We start from the raw sequence: 16,365 nt of genomic DNA, 5'->3' as shown, positions 1-16,365 counted from the left end.
TAAAGGAGTAAAATGACTTGTAGCAGTTTTGGAAAATGCGGAAGCTGTGTTTTGTGGGAAATGCCGTATGATGAGCAGTTAAAAATGAAAAGCGAAAAATTAAAAGAGATGTTCAGTGAGTTTGATATGCCTGAGATTGAAGTGGTACACGGAAGTGACGAGCATTTCAGGGCGAGAGCTGAATTCAGGGTTTGGCATGAAGGGGATAAAAGCTATTATGCCATGAGAAAAAGAAAAGAAGACGGAAGAGGGGTTATCCCGATAGAAGAGTGTAAAATTGTAGATAAAGCCATATATGATATTATGACCCCACTTTTAAAAGAGATAGAAAAAAACGATAATCTCAGGTTCAAACTGTATGAAATAGACTTTTTAAGTAATTCAAAAGGTGAACTTATTATTACGCTTATTTATCATAAAAAAGTGGATGAAAGCATTGCCGAAGATATTAAAAAACTAAAAGAAAAATTCAAAAACGCTGATTTTATTGTTAGAAAAAAAGGTAGAAAATACGTTTTTGATAAAAACTATTTAATTGAAGAGCTTAATATCAACTCAAAAACTTACAAATATAAAATAATTGAAAACACATTTTCACAGCCTAACCGTCAGATGAATCAAAAAATGATAGAATGGGCTATGAGAAATTCAGAGGACTTAAAAGGCGATTTGGTTGAACTTTACTGTGGTAACGGAAACTTTACCATACCTTTAAGTGAGAGGTTTAATAAAGTAATTGCAACCGAAATCAGTAAAGAGTCAATCGAGGCGGCAACGTATAACGCGGAAATAAACGCAAGAGATAACATTACGTTTCTTGCTATGAGCGCGGCTGAATTTTCTAAACTGTATAAAGACAGATCCCCGCTTATTACGAAATACGATTTGAAAAATATACTTATTGACCCGCCAAGAGCGGGACTTGATGATAAAAGCCGTGAGTTTGTAAATGAATTTGATAATATTATATATATTTCATGCAATCCTGAAACGTTACAAAGGGATTTAAAAACTTTGGCAAAAGGAAGAGAGATTAAAGCATTTGCATTTTTTGACCAGTTTCCTTATACCAATCATGCTGAATGCGGTGTTATACTGAAAAAAAATTAGAATTATAAGTGTTTAATTATATAAAGAAGAGTCAAATATTATGGATTTAAAAGATTTAATTGGTGAAATATTTTTAGTATTACTGTTTTTGGGAATTGCTGCAGGAGCGGTAATAGCAAATAAAATTCTTGATAAAAGGAAATAAATGAGAATCCTTATAGTGGGCGCCGGCGGCGTTGGAGGATATTTAGCAGGTAAACTTTTACAATGCAAAAAAGACGTTAGTTTAATGCTGACTCCTAAAACCGAAGAAATTGTTAAAAACAACGGATTAAAAATAATAGATGTTGAAAATGAATTTACTGTGCATCCTAATTTGAATATTAAAGGTGTATATGATGTTGTTTTCGTAACGACAAAATATTATCATTTAGATGAGGTTATAGAAAAAATAGAGCCGTTTATTGATAAAAACAGTATAATTGTTCCGATTCTTAACGGAGTGGCACATTTTGAAAAATTTAAAAAACTTAACGCCAAAATATTAAAATCATGTATTTATATACTTTCAAACAAAAAATCTCCGGGAGTTATACATAAAAAAACACCACTTTTTTATTTATGTGTAGAAGACGATAAAAAAATAAGAGAGGTTTTCGAAGGTTGCGATTTAAAAGTGAAATTTTCAAAAAATATAGATGAAGATATATGGAAAAAGTATCTTTTTATTTCTACATTTGCAACACTTCAGAGTTATTATAAAAAACCCACAGGCTGGATAATGGAAGAAAAAAAAGATGAAGTTGAGAAGTTTTTGGATGAAGTAGTTAAAATAGCGCAAGAATACGGTGTGGATTTGAAAAATGAAAAAGAAAAAGTTATTAAACAGGCTCTAAACATCCCTTATGAATCAAAAATGTCAATGCAGATTGATTTTGAAAACAACCAGCCTACGGAAGTAGAAGCTTTAACCGGGTTTTTAGCTGAAAAAAGTGAATTTATAAACCAATATTACAGGAAATTGCATGAGTGATATTTTCAGTAATAAAAGAACGCTTTATATTGTTATATTTATGCATACGCTATTTTTTGCGTTGGCACTAATGCTTTTATCATATGAACATAAAAAAAATTTAAACAATTACCTAAATGATTTATACGATACGAAATATAAAATTTATATGAACCAATTGAAAGTATTAAATCAACATACGGATCTTTTAAAGAGCTTATTAGTGGATGAAAAAGTTTTAAAAATCATAGCCAATGCTCAACGTGATTTTAATGGTTCGAGGGAAAAACTAATCAAACAGCTTTATCCTAAATATGAAATATTAAAAAAATACGGAGTTTATCAGTTTCATTTTCATCTGCCCGGAGGTATTTCTTTTGTGAGATTTCACCATTTGGATAAATTTGGAGAAAAATTATATCCCTACAGACCTTCGATAAAATATGTGCAGACTACATTAAAACCGTATCACGGATTTGAAACAGGTAAAATGGTCAGCGGTTTTAGAAATGTTTATCCGTTGATTTATAATGGTAAATTAGTCGGAAGTATGGAAATATCATTTAGTATGAAAAAACTTGTACAGTATATTTTTGAAAAAGAGTATTTGGCAATGGTGGTTAAAAAAGAAATTTTAAAAAATAAACTTTTTCCTGATGCATGGAGTAATTATAAAGTCTGTAAATTAAACCCGAATTACTACATTTGCGGGAATATATGTATACTTTTTAAACATTATCATAATATTGATTTTAATCAGAAAGCCAATATAGTTGAAAATAAACTGGTTCTGTCATATCCTCTTTATAATGTGGAAAAAAAACATGAAGGTTTCATGCTTTCGGTAATACCTTTGGATAAAATCGAAACACTTAATGAAATAAACAATAGTTACAATACGTTAATTATAATTGTGTTTTTGATTTATGTGTTTTTATTGGGCGTAATGCTTTTCTTGTATAATTACTCAAAAATGAAGAGAAATTCTCAAATAGATTATTTAACAGATATATTAAATAGAAGTGGATGTCTTTCTAAAATAAAAGCATTAGATGATTATTCGGTGCTTGTTTTAGATGTTGATCATTTTAAACAGATAAATGACACTTACGGGCATAATGTTGGTGATGAGATTTTAAAACGTTTTGTAGATGTGGTTCGAAATACGATTAGAAAGAATGATATTTTTTGTAGATGGGGTGGTGAAGAATTTGTTATTATTTTACCAGATACGGATAAAGAAACAGCAAAGCTTGTTGCTGAAAAAATAAGAAAAACTGTAGAAAATACCGATTTTGACAATCTCAAAATCACTGTTTCTATAGGTGTTGCACAAAAAGAGAAAAACTTTAACGAAACATTTAAAATAGCAGATATGAAACTGTATGAAGCAAAAGAGTTAGGAAGAAACAGAGTTGTTGCTTAAATAGTTTTCAATTAATTTTTTAGCTACAAGTGAATCTATCCTTCCGTCTTTTTTATGTTTGATTACGCCTTTTATCTCTTCTTCCACTTCTGCACTTGTATAACTTTCGTCTACAAATACTATTTTCCCTTCAAACGGAAGAAGACTTACGAAGTGACGTATTCTTCGTTGCATTTCTTCATTGGTTAAAGGCAAACCCACCACCAATGTATCCGCTTTATATTCATTGATTATTTTCATTGTGTCGTTTGCAGCCTGATTACGGTTTTTTCTGATTATTGCAGGTAAAGGTACGACTACGCTTCCGTTTGAAAACGCAACTCCGATACGTTTTAATCCTACGTCAATTCCAATAATTTTTTCCATGTTTCGGCCTTTTCTTTTATTTTCATTCTTGCGTTAAGAGGACTCGGACTTGGGAGATATAATAGAGAATTAAGAATTGAGAATTGAGAATTAGTCAAATATTTTTTTATTACTTTTTCTGCCGTTCTGGAAGTAACGGCAACTTTTTTAATATTTGGATAGCGTTTTAATAAACTTTCAATATCGCAAGGTTTTAGAATTTCGAGATTATCATCCCTTGAATTTCCTTTTTTTCTTTTACATTCACATACGGCATCCCAAAGGGCTATTTTGTGTTTTTTTAAGAATTTTATTTTTTCTTCTATTGTTTCGGGTTTTTTGTCTTTAAATACAATGGATAATATTTCCCAAAACTGATTTCTCGGATGGGAATAATAAAACTCGTTTTCAAACGATTTTATAGAAGGAAAAGTTCCAAGTATCAATAATTTACTGTCTTCAAAAACAACAGGTTCGAAAGGATGAGTTAATTTTTCATTCTCAAGTTTCAATTTTCATTCTCCATTTTCAATTAAAATAAACTTTTCCATTTTTAATTTCAACTTTTCCTTCGAGTTCCATTTCGTACAAAGTGCTTCCGTACTTTTGCAGCGCTTCATTTAGCGTTAGTATATTAGTGTTTTTTTCAATACCTAAATTCTCGCAAAATTCATCAATATCCCAGATAACTTCCGCCATATTTTCTTTAGCCAGATGTCTTGTTCCGGAACTTTCATTTATTCTGTGAGGCAATACGTATACTTTTTTCCCGTATTCTTTCGCCCACTCAAAACTTCTCATGCTTCCGCTTTTGATATTTGCTTCAGCAATAATAACAAGATTACTGATTTTTACTATTATTCTGTTTCTTTGTAAAAAAGTGTGTTTAAAAGGTGCGAAATTCATTTCGTATTCGCTAATTGCAAGAGGGTTTTCATATATATTTTGGATCAGGGATTTGTTTGATTTAGGATAAATTATATCCAAAGAAGAGGGTGAAACGAAAATAGTATTCGGATATGCACCTTCATGTGCGGCTTTGTCAATACCTAAAGCACCTCCGCTTACGATTACGTATTTTTGAGAAAGTCTTTTGGCGAGAATCTTTGTAATGTCTTTTGAGTATTTACTTGCTCTTCTGCTGCCCACAATTGCTATTTTGGGTTTGTTTAACAATTCTAAATTGCCTTTGTAATATAAATCAAACCCTAAATATTTTATTTTGTTTGTTTTCATTTGTTCTTTGATAATTCGTCAATATAAACTACATCGATATTTTTAAGAATGTCCGTTGAGTTTTTTAATGTTTCAAGTGTTATTGAGTGAGGATGTCCGATAGCAATGGCATAGCCTCTTTTTTGCGCGATTTTTACAGCTTTTTTTAATTGATTTCTAATATAAGTCGGATTTTCTTCATTATCTAAAAAAATATTTCTTGAATAAAGAGGGATATAGAATTCTTTTTGTGCTTCTTTAGCTTTGGAGTTTGGAGTGGTTTTTGAATCTACAAATCCCATATTTTCAGTTTTCAAAGCTCTGAACAGTTTTATCATAGCTTCTTTGTTTGATGTAAAAGTACTACCTGTGTGGTTGTTAATGAATTTGGCTTTCGGGAACATTTTTTTAATTTCGTCAATTCTTGAAAGAATGGTTAGATATGAGTCGTTAATATTCAGAGTTTTAGGTTCAGGTTTTTTAAAATGTATCGCCTGCATAGGTAAATGAACCATATAATGAGAAAATTCTTTTGCATAAACGGCGGTGTTTGGATGTCTGTTTGTAGGAGGAAAAAATGACGGAGTGATTTTATAAGGAATTTTTTTTATTTTTTTAACCTGTCCTTTAAATGATACATCGTCTATTATAATTACGAGTTTTGGTTTTTTACTTAGAGGGATAAAAGCGGGTTTTTCTTTAGTTTTAGGAGGTAATATTATAGTTGTGTTATGAGATTTTTTATAATCCATTATTTCCGAAGGGACGGAAGAATAAGTTTCTTTTTTTTCTTGTTTTTGTGATGATTTTTTTAATTTTTTAATTTTTTCCTGGAGTATTTTTATGCTGTTTTGTGTTTTTTTTAGCTCTTTTTCGTAATTTTTTTGTGTATAAATAATACCGATTATAAATGCACTTAAAGAAAAAATAATTAAAAGAAGAATATAAATAATATATTTTAAATTAAAAGACTTTTTTGAAGTCTTTTTCTTTTTACGAGTTTTTTTCATTTGTTAAGAATTATTTCCACTTCTAAAGTTTCAATATCTTGGTTTGAATTTGATTTAATATGTACGTCTTTAACGTTTAAATATTTTTTTACCACATTGATTAAATCTTTTTTCATTTCATCCAAGTTTTCTATTTTTGTATTTGCTCTTTCATAAGCGAGCATCATCATAAGTCTATCTTTTGCCACGTCTTTTGATTTTTTCTTTTTGAATATGTCAAAAAAACTCATTTGAAAAGTCCTTTTAATTTGCCTAAAAATCCTTTTTTAGTGCTTAAGTCTAAAAATTCAACATCTTCACCCTCGATTCTTTTAGCGATTCTTCTGAATGCTTCACCGACAATTGATTTTTCATTTAAGGCAATAGGTTCACCCAGGTTTGTAGATTTTACTATATCTTCATCATCTGGAACCACACCTATAAGAGGAAGTGCAAGTATGTGAAGTACGTCGTCGATTGAAAGCATTTCACCTTTTTCTACAAGTTCCGGTTTTATTCTGTTTACGATAATATGTTTTTGTACTTCTTCACCTTCCTGGGCTTTTTTGCTTTTTGCATCAATGATACCTATAACCCTGTCGGCATCTCTTACTGAAGATATTTCAGGAGTCGTAACTATAAGTGCTCTGTCGGCAAGGTATATTGAATGCTCAAATCCGCTTTCAATACCTGCAGGAGAGTCGATAAGAATATAATCAAAATCTTTTTTTAATTCTTCTACAAGATTTTCAACTTTTTCTTTGTTAAGTACGTTTTTATCTTTAGTCTGACTTGCAGGCAGAAAATGCAGGTTTTGTGTTCTTTTGTCTTTGATGATAGCTTGTGCAAGATTACAATGTCCTTCCATTACGTCGACAACATCATAAACAATTCTATTTTCAAGTCCTAAAATCATATCAAGGTTTCTCAGCCCTATATCAAAATCAACCGCTACGACTTTTTTACCGAGTTTTGCAAGCGCTGTTGCAATATTCGCAGTTGTTGTAGATTTACCAACTCCGCCTTTTCCGCTTGTAATTGTAATAACCTGTGCCAAATTAACTCCTTTGTGTGACTTATAAAATCTACATTGTAAACTTTATAAGTCCCAAAAAGGGAGAAAATTAGTTTTTAGTAGGATCTACGATTTTGTTTTTAGTAATCCAAGGCATCATTTCTCTAAGTTTTTTACCTGTTTGTTCAAGAAGGCTGTTTTCTGTAAGTTGTCTTTCAGCGTTCATTCTTACATAACCTGCTTTTCTTTCAAGAATGAAATCTTTAGCAAATTTACCGTTTTGAATTTCAGTTAAGATTTCTTTCATAGCTTTTTTGCTTTCTTCTCCGATTACTCTCGGTCCACTTACATAATCACCGTATTCAGCAGTGTTTGAAATAGAATATCTCATATTTGCCATACCACCTTCATACAATAAATCAACGATAAGTTTTAATTCGTGTAGACATTCAAAGTATGCCATTTCTGGTGCGTATCCAGCTTCTGTAAGTGTTTCGAACCCGGCATTGATAAGTGCTGTAACACCACCGCAAAGTACTGCCTGCTCACCGAAAAGGTCAGTTTCTGTTTCGTCTTTGAACGTAGTTTCGATAATACCTGTTCTTCCTCCACCGATTGCACTTGCGTAAGATAATGCTAATTTTTTAGCTTCTTCACCGCCTTGGTATACAGCGATAAGATCCGGAATACCACCACCTCTTACGAATTCGCTTCTAACTGTATGCCCTGGTGCTTTTGGAGCCACCATGATTACGTTTAAATCTTCTCTTGGTTTAATTTGACCGAAATGGATGTTGAATCCGTGACCGAATGCGATTGTCGCACCTTTTTTAAGGTTTGGTTCGATTTGAGAATAATAAATATCCGCTTGAATTTCATCCGGAAGTAAAATCATTACTACATCAGCTTCTTTTACAGCTTCATCAACAGGTAATACTTTAAATCCTTGAGCTTCAGCTTTTTCCCAAGATTTGCTACCTTTTCTAAGACCAACAACAACATCAACACCGCTGTCTCTTAAATTAAGAGCGTGAGCGTGTCCTTGAGAACCGAATCCTATCATTGCTACTTTTTTGCTTTTGATTATGCTTAAATCACAATCTTTATCATAATAAATATTTAGTGACATATTAAATCTCCTTTTTTTTGGAATTATAGCAAATAATTTGTTATAATTGATTGTTTTGATAAAGGAGTTTTTGTATGAAGAAAATATTGGTGTTGGTTATATTTTTTAATTTTCTTTTTTCAGGACAGGATGATTTAAAAAACAAATCTTTGATCGAGCTGTTTAACCAGAAATATTATACATATATTTGCGATAAAAGATGGAAATTCATTAATGAATACAACAATAAAAGAGAAGATCTGCTTTCATTGGTTGCTTATTCATGTTTGAAAAAAAGATACATAACACCGGCATTGGATTTAGCAAAAGTATTAAAAGTAACAAAAGAGGGTAGAAAGAACGCCACATATATAGTTACTTTGTTTTTAATGAAAAAACTAATCATGCAGTTATTAAACGATGATTTAAATATGGGTGATATTAAATTGCCTACTATTAATGATAACGAATTGGGAAGACTGTTTAAATATATTCAAGATGGTGATTATGAAAAAGAAGGTAACTCAATTATAATTAATCTGCACAATAAAAAATATAAAATATGGATGACAAAAAGAAACAATATAGTGATTGATACATTAATTAACGGTCAGTTAGAAAAAAGGGAGTATTACTGGTGAAAGCGGAAGAAAAATGGCTTCAAAACAAAATAATTTCTGAAGAGCAATATAAAAAAGCCTTAGAATATCAAAAAGAGCATCCTGCTAAAAAGTTTGTTGATATTTTATTTGAGCTTGGATTTATTTCTAAAAAAGAATATTTGGAACATGTTTCTAAGCAATTAGGTTTAAGATACATTGATGATTTGGAACATGTGAGACTTAGAGATATTAAAATCCCTGTAAATATCTTAAAACAGACACTGGCAGTTCCTGTTGAAGTGAAATACGATAAAGTCGTCGTTGCAATGGCTGATCCGCTTGATTGGAACGCACAGGCTTTAATTAAAAGATTTTTCCATGATAAAAATCTTGAAATAGTTTTAGGTTTTAAAGACGATATCAGAAAAATAATAAGAAAAGTAGAAGATAGGGAAAAAGTAAGAGAAATACTCAACGATATTAAAAAAGAGTTAAAAGGTCAGGAAATTAAAGGCGACGAATCGGCAATAATGAGGCTGATTAAATATATCATAGTTAGCGCCATAGAAAGAAACGCAAGTGATATTCATATAGAAGCGGAAGAGGGAGAAGCGGAGGTAAGAATAAGAATCTTCGGAACGTTATATGAATTTTTGGATTTTGACGAAGAAATATTTTATGCAATAAACTCAAGAATAAAACTTCTTGCAAATTTGGATGTAAGTGAAAAAAGAAAGCCGCAGGACGGTTCGTTTTCTATGCAGTTCGGAAAAAACAAATTTGATTTCAGGGTGTCGACACTTCCTACGATTTGGGGTGAAAGTATTGTTATTAGGATTCTTGATAAAAGAAGTATATTAAAAAGAATTGATGAAATAGGTATTAGCGATAAAAATTTAAGTCTTCTAAAAAAAGCGCTTTCACAGCCTAACGGTATTTTCCTTGTAACAGGTCCTACCGGAAGTGGTAAATCTACAACGTTATATGCAGCACTTAATGAAATAAACAGTACAGATAAAAAAATAATCACGGTTGAAGATCCTGTAGAATATAAACTTAAAGGGATTCAACAAGTTCAGGTTAATCCGAAAGTTGGATTGACTTTTGCCGGTGCTCTTAGAAGTATATTAAGACAGGACCCGGATATTATCATGATCGGGGAGATAAGGGATCTTGAAACACTCGAAATTGCTATTAAAGCGGCAATGACCGGTCACTTGGTTTTATCAACATTACATACAAATGATGCAGTAAGTGCAATTAACAGAATGATAGATATGGGGGCTGATTCTTTTTTGGTAGCTACTGCTTTAATTGGGGTGGAAGCACAAAGACTTGTTAAAACAATTTGTCCTTATTGTAAAACAACATACAAACCTGCCGATGTATATCTTGAACCAATTAAAAATATTTTACCTAAAGATTCTGTTTTTTACAGAGGTAAAGGGTGTGAAAAATGTAATATGACTGGGTATGCCGGAAGGACGTTGATAACCGAGGTGTTTTTAAATGATGAAAATTTAGAATCATTAATATCAAAAAAGAAAGAAAAACTCGAACTTTTACATTATCTTAGAGGAAAGGATTATAAGACCATGTTTTACGACGGACTCATAAAGGCATTAAAAGGTGTTACTACATTAGAAGAAGTTTATAGGGTGGCTAAGCTATGAAATACTATAAAATTACGTTCCTTTATAAAGGACATAAACAGGACGTTGTCATTAAATCTCTTAATAAAGCTGAAGCTATTATTGATGGTAAAAAAATCAATAAAGGTATGTTGATTAAAATCGAAGAAATACCTATGCCTTTTGAGGAAAAACTTAAAATTATTAAAGATATTTTTAGAGCAAAAATTTTGCGTAAAAAGTTGAATTATCCTTCGTATATTTCTTCTATCAGACAGCTTGCCGTTTTAATTAAAGCAGGTATATCACTTAAAGATGCGCTTGAAGATATTGCAAATAATACAAAAGATGCATTGATCAAAGAAGTGTTTTTAAAAGCTGCGGAAGCTATTGATAGCGGGAAATCTTTATCCGACACATTTGCTGAATATGAAGAATATTTAGGCGGTATCTCTTTGGCAATGGTAAGGCTCGGAGAACAAACAGGGGATTTGGTTATGGCCTTAGAGAGCCTTGCTCAGATATATGAAAATATGTATGAAAATAGAAGAAAAATGGTAAAAGCGTTGAGATATCCTGTTATTACATTAATAGCAATTGCAGCCGCATTTACTTTCTTGATTTTGGTTGTTGTTCCGAAATTTAAAGCTATGTTTGAACAGCTACATGCCGAGTTGCCTTTGCCTACCAGAATTCTTTTATTAATAGAGAAAATTCTTTCTCAATACGGTTTTCTTGTTTTAAGTGTTATTATTGCTGTAGTAGTAATAGTTACGTTTTTTTATAAGACTTCATATAGTTTCAAATTACAGATGGATAAAATTTTATTAAGGACATTTTTAATTAATAAAATTATTGAATATTCCACACTACACAGGTTTCTTATGACTATGGCTTCATTGTTGAAAAGTGGGATTCCACTTGTTGACGCTCTTAAAATTAGTGAGGGTATTATTGAAAATGAAGTGCTAAAAAATAAAATAAAAGAAATTATTAAAGGTATTAATCAAGGTAGAAGTTTTGCCGAAATGGTAGCGGAACAAAACCTTGTAAATTTCGTTGCTCTTAGAATGATTAGTGCCGGTGAAGACTCAGGGGAACTTGACAGTATGCTTGAAAGTGCCGCGGGTTATTATGAAGACAGATTCCAGGACATCATTGATAATATGCAGGCTTCTATTGAGCCTATCATGCTTACTGTTATAGGTGGTCTTGTATTGTTAATTGCTCTTGGTATTTTCTTACCTATGTGGGATTTGGCAAACGCCGCTAAAAATATTTAATCTACTTTTCGAACTCTTCTAAGAGTTCGTCTTCGTCTTTTGTATTCATTTTATAATTTTTGTATTTAGGATCTTTTGCGACTTTATCAAAATCTTTTTTTAATTTATTGTATTCAATTTTGATATTCATTATTGCTGCAGCTACTCCCCAAAAAACTCCAAGCCAAAGCGTCCATGAATAGCCTGTCCATTTTTTAAGTAATATACCTACACCAATTCCCATAAGTATAGCAACTACAATGGAAATGCCAAGAGAGAGTTTTTCTGCTCCCTCTACTGTTTTACCTAATTTACCTTTTTGTTGTTTTTTATTCATTACAGGCTCGGTGCAATTTCTTTATATGCGTTTAATGTTGCATCGATATCAGTATCGTTCATAACAGTACAGATAAATCCTGTTTCATATGCACTCGGTGCAAAATAAAATCCTCTTTTTAACATTTCAGAATGAAATTTTGCATATCTTTTTGTATCACTTTCGTTTACGTCGTCAAAATTTTTAGGTTTTTTCGAATTAAAGAAAAATCCGAACATACTTCCAACAACATTTGTCTGGATATCGATTCCGTTTTCTTTTGAAATTTCTTCAAAACCTTTCATTAATTTTTTAGCTTTTGACTCAAGATCTTTATAAAGTTCAGGGTTTGATTTTAATTTTTTAAGCATAGCAAGTCCGGCACTCATAGCCACAGGGTTTCCTGAAAGTGTTCCCGCCTGATAAATCGGACCTTCCGGACTTAACTGTTCCATGATCACTTTTTTACCTGCGAAAGCTCCTACCGGCATTCCTCCCCCGATTACTTTACCGAATGTTACAATATCCGCTTCTATTCCGTAAACGTCGTAACTTCCTCTAAGTCCCGCTCTGAATCCGCTCATTACTTCATCAAATATTAAAATTGCTCCATTTTTTGTACATAGTTCTCTAAGTTCAGTTAAAAATTCTTTCTCAGCCGGAACCAAACTCATATTTCCTGCAATAGGTTCTATAATAACACATCCCACATTACCGTTTTCGAAACATTTTTTTACACTTTCAATGTCGTTGTATTTTGCCAGCAATGTGTGTTTTGTAAAATCTGCCGGAACTCCCGGACTTGACGGTGTTCCGAATGTTGCAGCACCGCTTCCAGCACTTACAAGCAAGCTGTCGCTGTGTCCGTGGTAGCACCCTTCGAATTTAATAATATCGTCTTTTCCGCTCACTCCTCTTGCAACCCTGATAGCACTCATTGTTGCTTCCGTACCGCTGTTAACGAATCTTATTAAATCCAAATGCGGAAAAAGATCTAATACTTCTTTTGCAAGTTCTACTTCAACCGTTGTAGGAGCGCCGAAACTTACTCCTTTGCTAACGGCATTGCATATTGCTTTTTCAATATCCTTGTCACAGTGACCGAAAATCAAAGGACCCCAGCTTTGAATATAATCAAGGTACTTGTTTCCGTTAATATCATAAATGTATGCACCTTCCCCTTTTTCAATAAAAGGAGGTTCACCGCCAACGCTTTTAAATGCTCTTACAGGTGAGTTTACACCACCTACAATATATTTTTTAGCTTCTTCGAAAATGCCCATAACTATCCTTTTTAAATAATATTTGCTAAAATTATACAAAAAAAGGTTGGTAATGAAAATAGATGAGAGTTTAGTTAAAAGACTTGAAACGCTAAGTATGGTTGAAATTGAAGACAAAGCTTCAATGGCTAAGGATTTGGCTGAAATCGTCGAATTTGTAGAAATGCTAAATGAACTTGATACAAGTAATGTAGATGCAACATTTTCTACACTTGACAATTCAACTTATTTAAGAGAAGACGAACCAATCAAAAACAATGTAATTGAAGAGATATTAGAGCATGCACCAAAAGCAAAGGATGGGTTCTTTATAGTTCCGAAAATTATAGAATAAGGTAAAAACCATGGCACTAACATATTCACTTGAACAACTTTTAAGAAGTATAAAAGATTACAAAGCATCGGATTTGCATCTTAATGTAAATGCTGAACCGATGCTAAGAATTGATGGTAAGTTAACACCACTAAACCTTCCTAAACTTACCAAAGAAGATGTAATTGAGCTTTGTTATTCTGTTTTAACTGAAAAACAAAAGGCTGCATTAGAAGATCAATTAGAACTTGACTTTTCTTTTGAAATTCCGAAAGTTGCGAGATTTAGGGCAAATTACTATTTTGAAAGAGAAAATTTAGCTGCTGCATACAGAATTATTCCTGAAAAACCTTTTACATTAGAAGAACTTCACGCACCTGCAATATTTAAAAGAATAGTAAGAAGGGAAAAAGGGCTTATTCTTGTAACGGGTCCAACAGGTAGCGGTAAATCTACAACACTTGCTGCAATGATAAATGAAATAAACGAAGCTTTTTCAAAACATATTATTACAATTGAAGATCCTATTGAGTTTGTGCATGAGCATAAAAAATCACTTATTTCCCAAAGAGAAGTCGGAAGAGATACAAAAGCGTTTTTAAACGCTCTAAGAGCTTCACTTAGGGAAGACCCGGATGTGATCTTAATCGGAGAGATGAGAGATAAAGAAACTATCGGTGCAGCAATTACTGCAGCTGAAACAGGGCACCTTGTATTTGCTACATTGCATACTAACTCTGCCGTTCAGACAATCAACAGAATCGTAAACGTTTTCCCTGCAAACGAACAGGATCAAATAAGAACTCAGCTTTCTATGGCTATACTTGCAGTTATTTCACAAAGCTTACTTCCTAAAATAGGAGGAGGTAGAATTGCCGCTCATGAAATTATGATTAATAACCCGGCAATTGCAAACCTTATCCGTGAAAATAAAATTCCTCAGATTTATTCGCAAATGCAGCTTAATCAAGGTGCAACCGGAATGCAGACTATGAATCAGGTTCTCGCTGAATATGTTAGACGCCATATTATAGATAAAGAAACTGCAATGGCTTATACTACTAAACCGGAAGAGCTTAGAAAACTTATAGGCGTATAATGAAGTTAAAAGTGAAAAATGAAAAGTGATCAACTGATTAATAAGGATGTATTGGTATCATCATACGATTATAACCTGCCTGAAAATTTAATAGCCAGATATCCCGTAACTCCCCGGGATAGTGCCAAACTTCTCGTTTATGATAGAAAAACAGACAGAATTACACATACAGTGTTTAGAAATATACTTGATTTTGTGGGTGAATCTCATTTTATATTTAATAATACAAAAGTTATAAAGGCCAGAATTTTCGGAACAAAAGAAACCGGCGGAAAGGTTGAACTGCTTCTTAACAGACCTTATAGAGACGGTTATCTTGTATACATAAGAGGTAAAGTTAAACCGGGAAGCAGACTTTTTTTTGACAAGGGACTTATGGCAGAGGTCGTTGAACTGCTTGATGACGGAAGCAGGGTGGTGAAGTTTAAAGTGAAAAGTGAAAAATGTAAAACTGAAAAAGAAATTGATTTTTTACAGTTAGTAAAAATTCTTGAAGAAATAGGGCATGTTCCGCTTCCTCCGTATATTAAAAGAGAAGATGAAAAAATAGACGAAAAAGAATACCAGACAGTATTTGCCAAAAAAGAAGGAGCAGTTGCCGCTCCTACAGCGAGCTTACATTTTACGGACGAGCTTTTAAATAAAATAGATAAAAAATCATATTTAACCCTGCATGTGGGAGCCGGTACGTTTAAACCGGTGGATGTTGAGGATATAAGAGAGCATAAAATGCACAGTGAATTTTTTGAAATACCTGAAGATACCGCAAGGGTGCTTGATGGCAGTGAAGAAATAGTAGCAGTCGGGACAACCGTTACAAGAACTGTGGAATATTATGCGAGGACGGGTAAACTCTCAGGCGAGTGCGATCTGTTTTTAAACCCTCTGAATCCTCCGATTAGAGTAAATCATCTTCTCACAAACTTTCATTTGCCAAAATCTACGCTTATTATGCTTGTAGCTGCATTTATAGGAAGAAAAAAAACTCTTGAACTATATGAAGAAGCCATAAAAAACGAATACCGTTTTTACAGCTACGGAGACGCAATGCTCATTATATGAGTGCACAATGAAGAGTTAAAAGTGAAAAGTTTAAATCACTTTTCACTTTACATTTTTAACTTTCAACTATCTTATCTACCCACATACTAAAACTAAATTCATCCAATGCACCCATGGCTCTGTCTATTTCCACTCCGTCTTTTAGAGCTACTATTGTAGGAATACTTCTAATTCCAAACTGCATGGCTGCTTGTTGGTTTTTGTCTGTGTTGACTTTAATAAATTGAGCCTGAAGCGGAAAACTTCCCGCTACTTTATTAAATATTGGTGCAAACATCTGGCACGGACCGCACCATTCAGCCCAGAAATCAATAATCACAGGAACTGTTACAGAGTTTACTATTTTTTGAAACTCGTCGTAACTGTCAACGGAAATGGCTTTATTCTCAAGAAGGTTGCCCTTACATACTCCGCATACCGCTTTTTTATATTCGTCTTTTTTAGGTAATTTATTTAAACTTTTACAATGTGGACATGCAATAACTATATCACTCATTCTCACTCCTTTATCAAAAAACTTTAGCGCTATTATATAAACTTTTGTATCAATTGTCAAATAAATTTGGTATAATTCTATTAAGTTTAACTTCAAAGTTAAACAATGACAGCTGAGAGCTTATTTTGCTTAATAACGTTT

The 16,365-nt window shown here is 32.6% G+C and carries 19 protein-coding genes; 9 read left to right on the top strand and 10 right to left on the bottom strand.

The window, feature by feature from the left end:
- Window positions 1–12 precede the first annotated feature (12 nt).
- The 3 genes from trmA (at window position 13) to NAMH_RS09015 (ending at window position 3,488) form a co-directional block, all read left to right on the top strand.
- Window positions 13–1,110, top strand: a complete 1,098-nt coding sequence (gene trmA, locus NAMH_RS05720; protein ID WP_015901975.1) for a tRNA (uridine(54)-C5)-methyltransferase TrmA — start codon at window positions 13–15, stop codon at window positions 1,108–1,110.
- A 145-nt stretch (window positions 1,111–1,255) separates the two neighbouring features.
- The gene (locus NAMH_RS05715) at window positions 1,256–2,083 is read left to right on the top strand and encodes a ketopantoate reductase family protein (protein WP_015902710.1); all 828 of its coding nucleotides are present in this window, start codon (window positions 1,256–1,258) and stop codon (window positions 2,081–2,083) included.
- On the top strand, window positions 2,076–3,488 hold the full coding sequence (locus NAMH_RS09015) for a GGDEF domain-containing protein (protein ID WP_015902619.1): 1,413 nt from the start codon (window positions 2,076–2,078) through the stop codon (window positions 3,486–3,488). Before NAMH_RS05715 ends, NAMH_RS09015 begins: the two co-directional genes overlap by 8 nt.
- Here NAMH_RS09015 and ruvX read toward each other — a convergent pair.
- The 7 genes from ruvX to ilvC all read right to left on the bottom strand — a co-directional run bounded on the left by ruvX (window position 3,462) and on the right by ilvC (window position 8,181).
- Window positions 3,462–3,854, bottom strand: a complete 393-nt coding sequence (gene ruvX, locus NAMH_RS05705; protein WP_012663981.1) for a Holliday junction resolvase RuvX — start codon at window positions 3,852–3,854, stop codon at window positions 3,462–3,464. The two genes, NAMH_RS09015 and ruvX, sit on opposite strands and share 27 nt — an antisense overlap.
- Window positions 3,827–4,345 carry a DNA-deoxyinosine glycosylase gene (locus tag NAMH_RS05700; protein ID WP_012663546.1) on the bottom strand — a complete coding sequence of 173 codons (519 nt, stop codon included), beginning with the start codon at window positions 4,343–4,345 and terminating at the stop codon, window positions 3,827–3,829. Before NAMH_RS05700 ends, ruvX begins: the two co-directional genes overlap by 28 nt.
- Before the next feature lie 16 nt (window positions 4,346–4,361).
- Window positions 4,362–5,069, bottom strand: a complete 708-nt coding sequence (locus NAMH_RS05695) for a DNA-processing protein DprA (protein ID WP_015902100.1) — start codon at window positions 5,067–5,069, stop codon at window positions 4,362–4,364.
- Window positions 5,066–6,058: a divergent polysaccharide deacetylase family protein gene (locus NAMH_RS05690; protein WP_012663857.1), complete on the bottom strand. Its 993-nt coding sequence runs from the start codon at window positions 6,056–6,058 to the stop codon at window positions 5,066–5,068. Before NAMH_RS05690 ends, NAMH_RS05695 begins: the two co-directional genes overlap by 4 nt.
- The gene (gene minE / locus NAMH_RS05685) at window positions 6,055–6,288 is read right to left on the bottom strand and encodes a cell division topological specificity factor MinE (protein WP_015902219.1); all 234 of its coding nucleotides are present in this window, start codon (window positions 6,286–6,288) and stop codon (window positions 6,055–6,057) included. The genes NAMH_RS05690 and minE overlap by 4 nt, the downstream gene beginning before the upstream one ends.
- Window positions 6,285–7,094: a septum site-determining protein MinD gene (gene minD / locus NAMH_RS05680; RefSeq protein WP_015902584.1), complete on the bottom strand. Its 810-nt coding sequence runs from the start codon at window positions 7,092–7,094 to the stop codon at window positions 6,285–6,287. Before minD ends, minE begins: the two co-directional genes overlap by 4 nt.
- A gap of 67 nt (window positions 7,095–7,161) precedes the next feature.
- On the bottom strand, window positions 7,162–8,181 hold the full coding sequence (gene ilvC, locus NAMH_RS05675) for a ketol-acid reductoisomerase (RefSeq protein WP_012663874.1): 1,020 nt from the start codon (window positions 8,179–8,181) through the stop codon (window positions 7,162–7,164).
- 74 nt (window positions 8,182–8,255) lie between these two features.
- Here ilvC and NAMH_RS05670 point away from each other — a divergent pair, with 74 nt between their 5' ends.
- The 3 genes from NAMH_RS05670 to NAMH_RS05660 are packed head-to-tail and all read left to right on the top strand — an operon-like array spanning window position 8,256 to window position 11,676.
- Entirely contained in the window at window positions 8,256–8,801 is a 546-nt protein-coding gene (locus NAMH_RS05670) for a hypothetical protein (RefSeq protein ID WP_015902174.1), read from the top strand.
- Window positions 8,798–10,435 (top strand): GspE/PulE family protein, encoded by a 1,638-nt coding sequence (locus NAMH_RS05665; protein WP_015902765.1) that lies wholly within the window; start codon window positions 8,798–8,800, stop codon window positions 10,433–10,435. Before NAMH_RS05670 ends, NAMH_RS05665 begins: the two co-directional genes overlap by 4 nt.
- A complete protein-coding gene (locus NAMH_RS05660; protein WP_015902245.1) occupies window positions 10,432–11,676 on the top strand; it encodes a type II secretion system F family protein in 1,245 nt (414 codons plus the stop codon). The genes NAMH_RS05665 and NAMH_RS05660 overlap by 4 nt, the downstream gene beginning before the upstream one ends.
- 1 nt (window position 11,677) lies before the next feature.
- Here NAMH_RS05660 and NAMH_RS05655 read toward each other — a convergent pair whose 3' ends face one another.
- Both NAMH_RS05655 and hemL read right to left on the bottom strand, forming a co-directional pair.
- Window positions 11,678–11,992 (bottom strand): AtpZ/AtpI family protein, encoded by a 315-nt coding sequence (locus NAMH_RS05655; protein WP_015901760.1) that lies wholly within the window; start codon window positions 11,990–11,992, stop codon window positions 11,678–11,680.
- Window positions 11,992–13,254 (bottom strand): glutamate-1-semialdehyde 2,1-aminomutase, encoded by a 1,263-nt coding sequence (gene hemL, locus NAMH_RS05650; RefSeq protein WP_015902126.1) that lies wholly within the window; start codon window positions 13,252–13,254, stop codon window positions 11,992–11,994. Before hemL ends, NAMH_RS05655 begins: the two co-directional genes overlap by 1 nt.
- A 52-nt stretch (window positions 13,255–13,306) precedes the next feature.
- Here hemL and gatC point away from each other — a divergent pair, with 52 nt between their 5' ends.
- Genes gatC through queA form a run of 3 tightly spaced genes read left to right on the top strand, consistent with a single transcriptional unit; the run spans window position 13,307 to window position 15,728 of the window.
- The gene (gene gatC / locus NAMH_RS05645; protein WP_012663858.1) at window positions 13,307–13,588 is read left to right on the top strand and encodes an Asp-tRNA(Asn)/Glu-tRNA(Gln) amidotransferase subunit GatC; all 282 of its coding nucleotides are present in this window, start codon (window positions 13,307–13,309) and stop codon (window positions 13,586–13,588) included.
- Between the two features lie 10 nt (window positions 13,589–13,598).
- Window positions 13,599–14,666 (top strand): type IV pilus twitching motility protein PilT, encoded by a 1,068-nt coding sequence (locus NAMH_RS05640; protein ID WP_012663611.1) that lies wholly within the window; start codon window positions 13,599–13,601, stop codon window positions 14,664–14,666.
- An 18-nt stretch (window positions 14,667–14,684) separates the two neighbouring features.
- On the top strand, window positions 14,685–15,728 hold the full coding sequence (queA, locus tag NAMH_RS05635) for a tRNA preQ1(34) S-adenosylmethionine ribosyltransferase-isomerase QueA (protein ID WP_049751153.1): 1,044 nt from the start codon (window positions 14,685–14,687) through the stop codon (window positions 15,726–15,728).
- 55 nt (window positions 15,729–15,783) lie between these two features.
- On the opposite strand, the gene trxC is transcribed toward queA, so the two are convergent.
- The gene (gene trxC, locus NAMH_RS05630) at window positions 15,784–16,224 is read right to left on the bottom strand and encodes a thioredoxin TrxC (RefSeq protein ID WP_015901897.1); all 441 of its coding nucleotides are present in this window, start codon (window positions 16,222–16,224) and stop codon (window positions 15,784–15,786) included.
- Window positions 16,225–16,365 lie beyond the last annotated feature (141 nt).

It is taken from the genome of Nautilia profundicola AmH, from assembly GCF_000021725.1.
Taxonomy (GTDB): Bacteria; Campylobacterota; Campylobacteria; order Campylobacterales; family Nautiliaceae; genus Nautilia; species Nautilia profundicola.
Note: the sequence above shows the minus strand (reverse complement) of the source record. Positions and strands in the feature narration are given on the sequence as shown.

What these genes read in the sequence shown, in the direction of transcription:
- trmA (WP_015901975.1), top strand. Translation starts at nt 13, where the DNA reads ATGACTTGTAGCAGTTTTGGAAAATGCGGAAGCTGTGTTTTGTGGGAA.
- NAMH_RS05715 (WP_015902710.1), top strand. Translation starts at nt 1,256, where the DNA reads ATGAGAATCCTTATAGTGGGCGCCGGCGGCGTTGGAGGATATTTAGCA.
- NAMH_RS09015 (WP_015902619.1), top strand. Translation starts at nt 2,076, where the DNA reads ATGAGTGATATTTTCAGTAATAAAAGAACGCTTTATATTGTTATATTT.
- ruvX (WP_012663981.1), bottom strand. Translation starts at nt 3,854, where the DNA reads ATGGAAAAAATTATTGGAATTGACGTAGGATTAAAACGTATCGGAGTT.
- NAMH_RS05695 (WP_015902100.1), bottom strand. Translation starts at nt 5,069, where the DNA reads ATGAAAACAAACAAAATAAAATATTTAGGGTTTGATTTATATTACAAA.
- NAMH_RS05690 (WP_012663857.1), bottom strand. Translation starts at nt 6,058, where the DNA reads ATGAAAAAAACTCGTAAAAAGAAAAAGACTTCAAAAAAGTCTTTTAAT.
- minE (WP_015902219.1), bottom strand. Translation starts at nt 6,288, where the DNA reads ATGAGTTTTTTTGACATATTCAAAAAGAAAAAATCAAAAGACGTGGCA.
- ilvC (WP_012663874.1), bottom strand. Translation starts at nt 8,181, where the DNA reads ATGTCACTAAATATTTATTATGATAAAGATTGTGATTTAAGCATAATC.
- NAMH_RS05670 (WP_015902174.1), top strand. Translation starts at nt 8,256, where the DNA reads ATGAAGAAAATATTGGTGTTGGTTATATTTTTTAATTTTCTTTTTTCA.
- NAMH_RS05660 (WP_015902245.1), top strand. Translation starts at nt 10,432, where the DNA reads ATGAAATACTATAAAATTACGTTCCTTTATAAAGGACATAAACAGGAC.
- NAMH_RS05655 (WP_015901760.1), bottom strand. Translation starts at nt 11,992, where the DNA reads ATGAATAAAAAACAACAAAAAGGTAAATTAGGTAAAACAGTAGAGGGA.
- hemL (WP_015902126.1), bottom strand. Translation starts at nt 13,254, where the DNA reads ATGGGCATTTTCGAAGAAGCTAAAAAATATATTGTAGGTGGTGTAAAC.
- gatC (WP_012663858.1), top strand. Translation starts at nt 13,307, where the DNA reads ATGAAAATAGATGAGAGTTTAGTTAAAAGACTTGAAACGCTAAGTATG.
- NAMH_RS05640 (WP_012663611.1), top strand. Translation starts at nt 13,599, where the DNA reads ATGGCACTAACATATTCACTTGAACAACTTTTAAGAAGTATAAAAGAT.
- queA (WP_049751153.1), top strand. Translation starts at nt 14,685, where the DNA reads ATGAAAAGTGATCAACTGATTAATAAGGATGTATTGGTATCATCATAC.
- trxC (WP_015901897.1), bottom strand. Translation starts at nt 16,224, where the DNA reads ATGAGTGATATAGTTATTGCATGTCCACATTGTAAAAGTTTAAATAAA.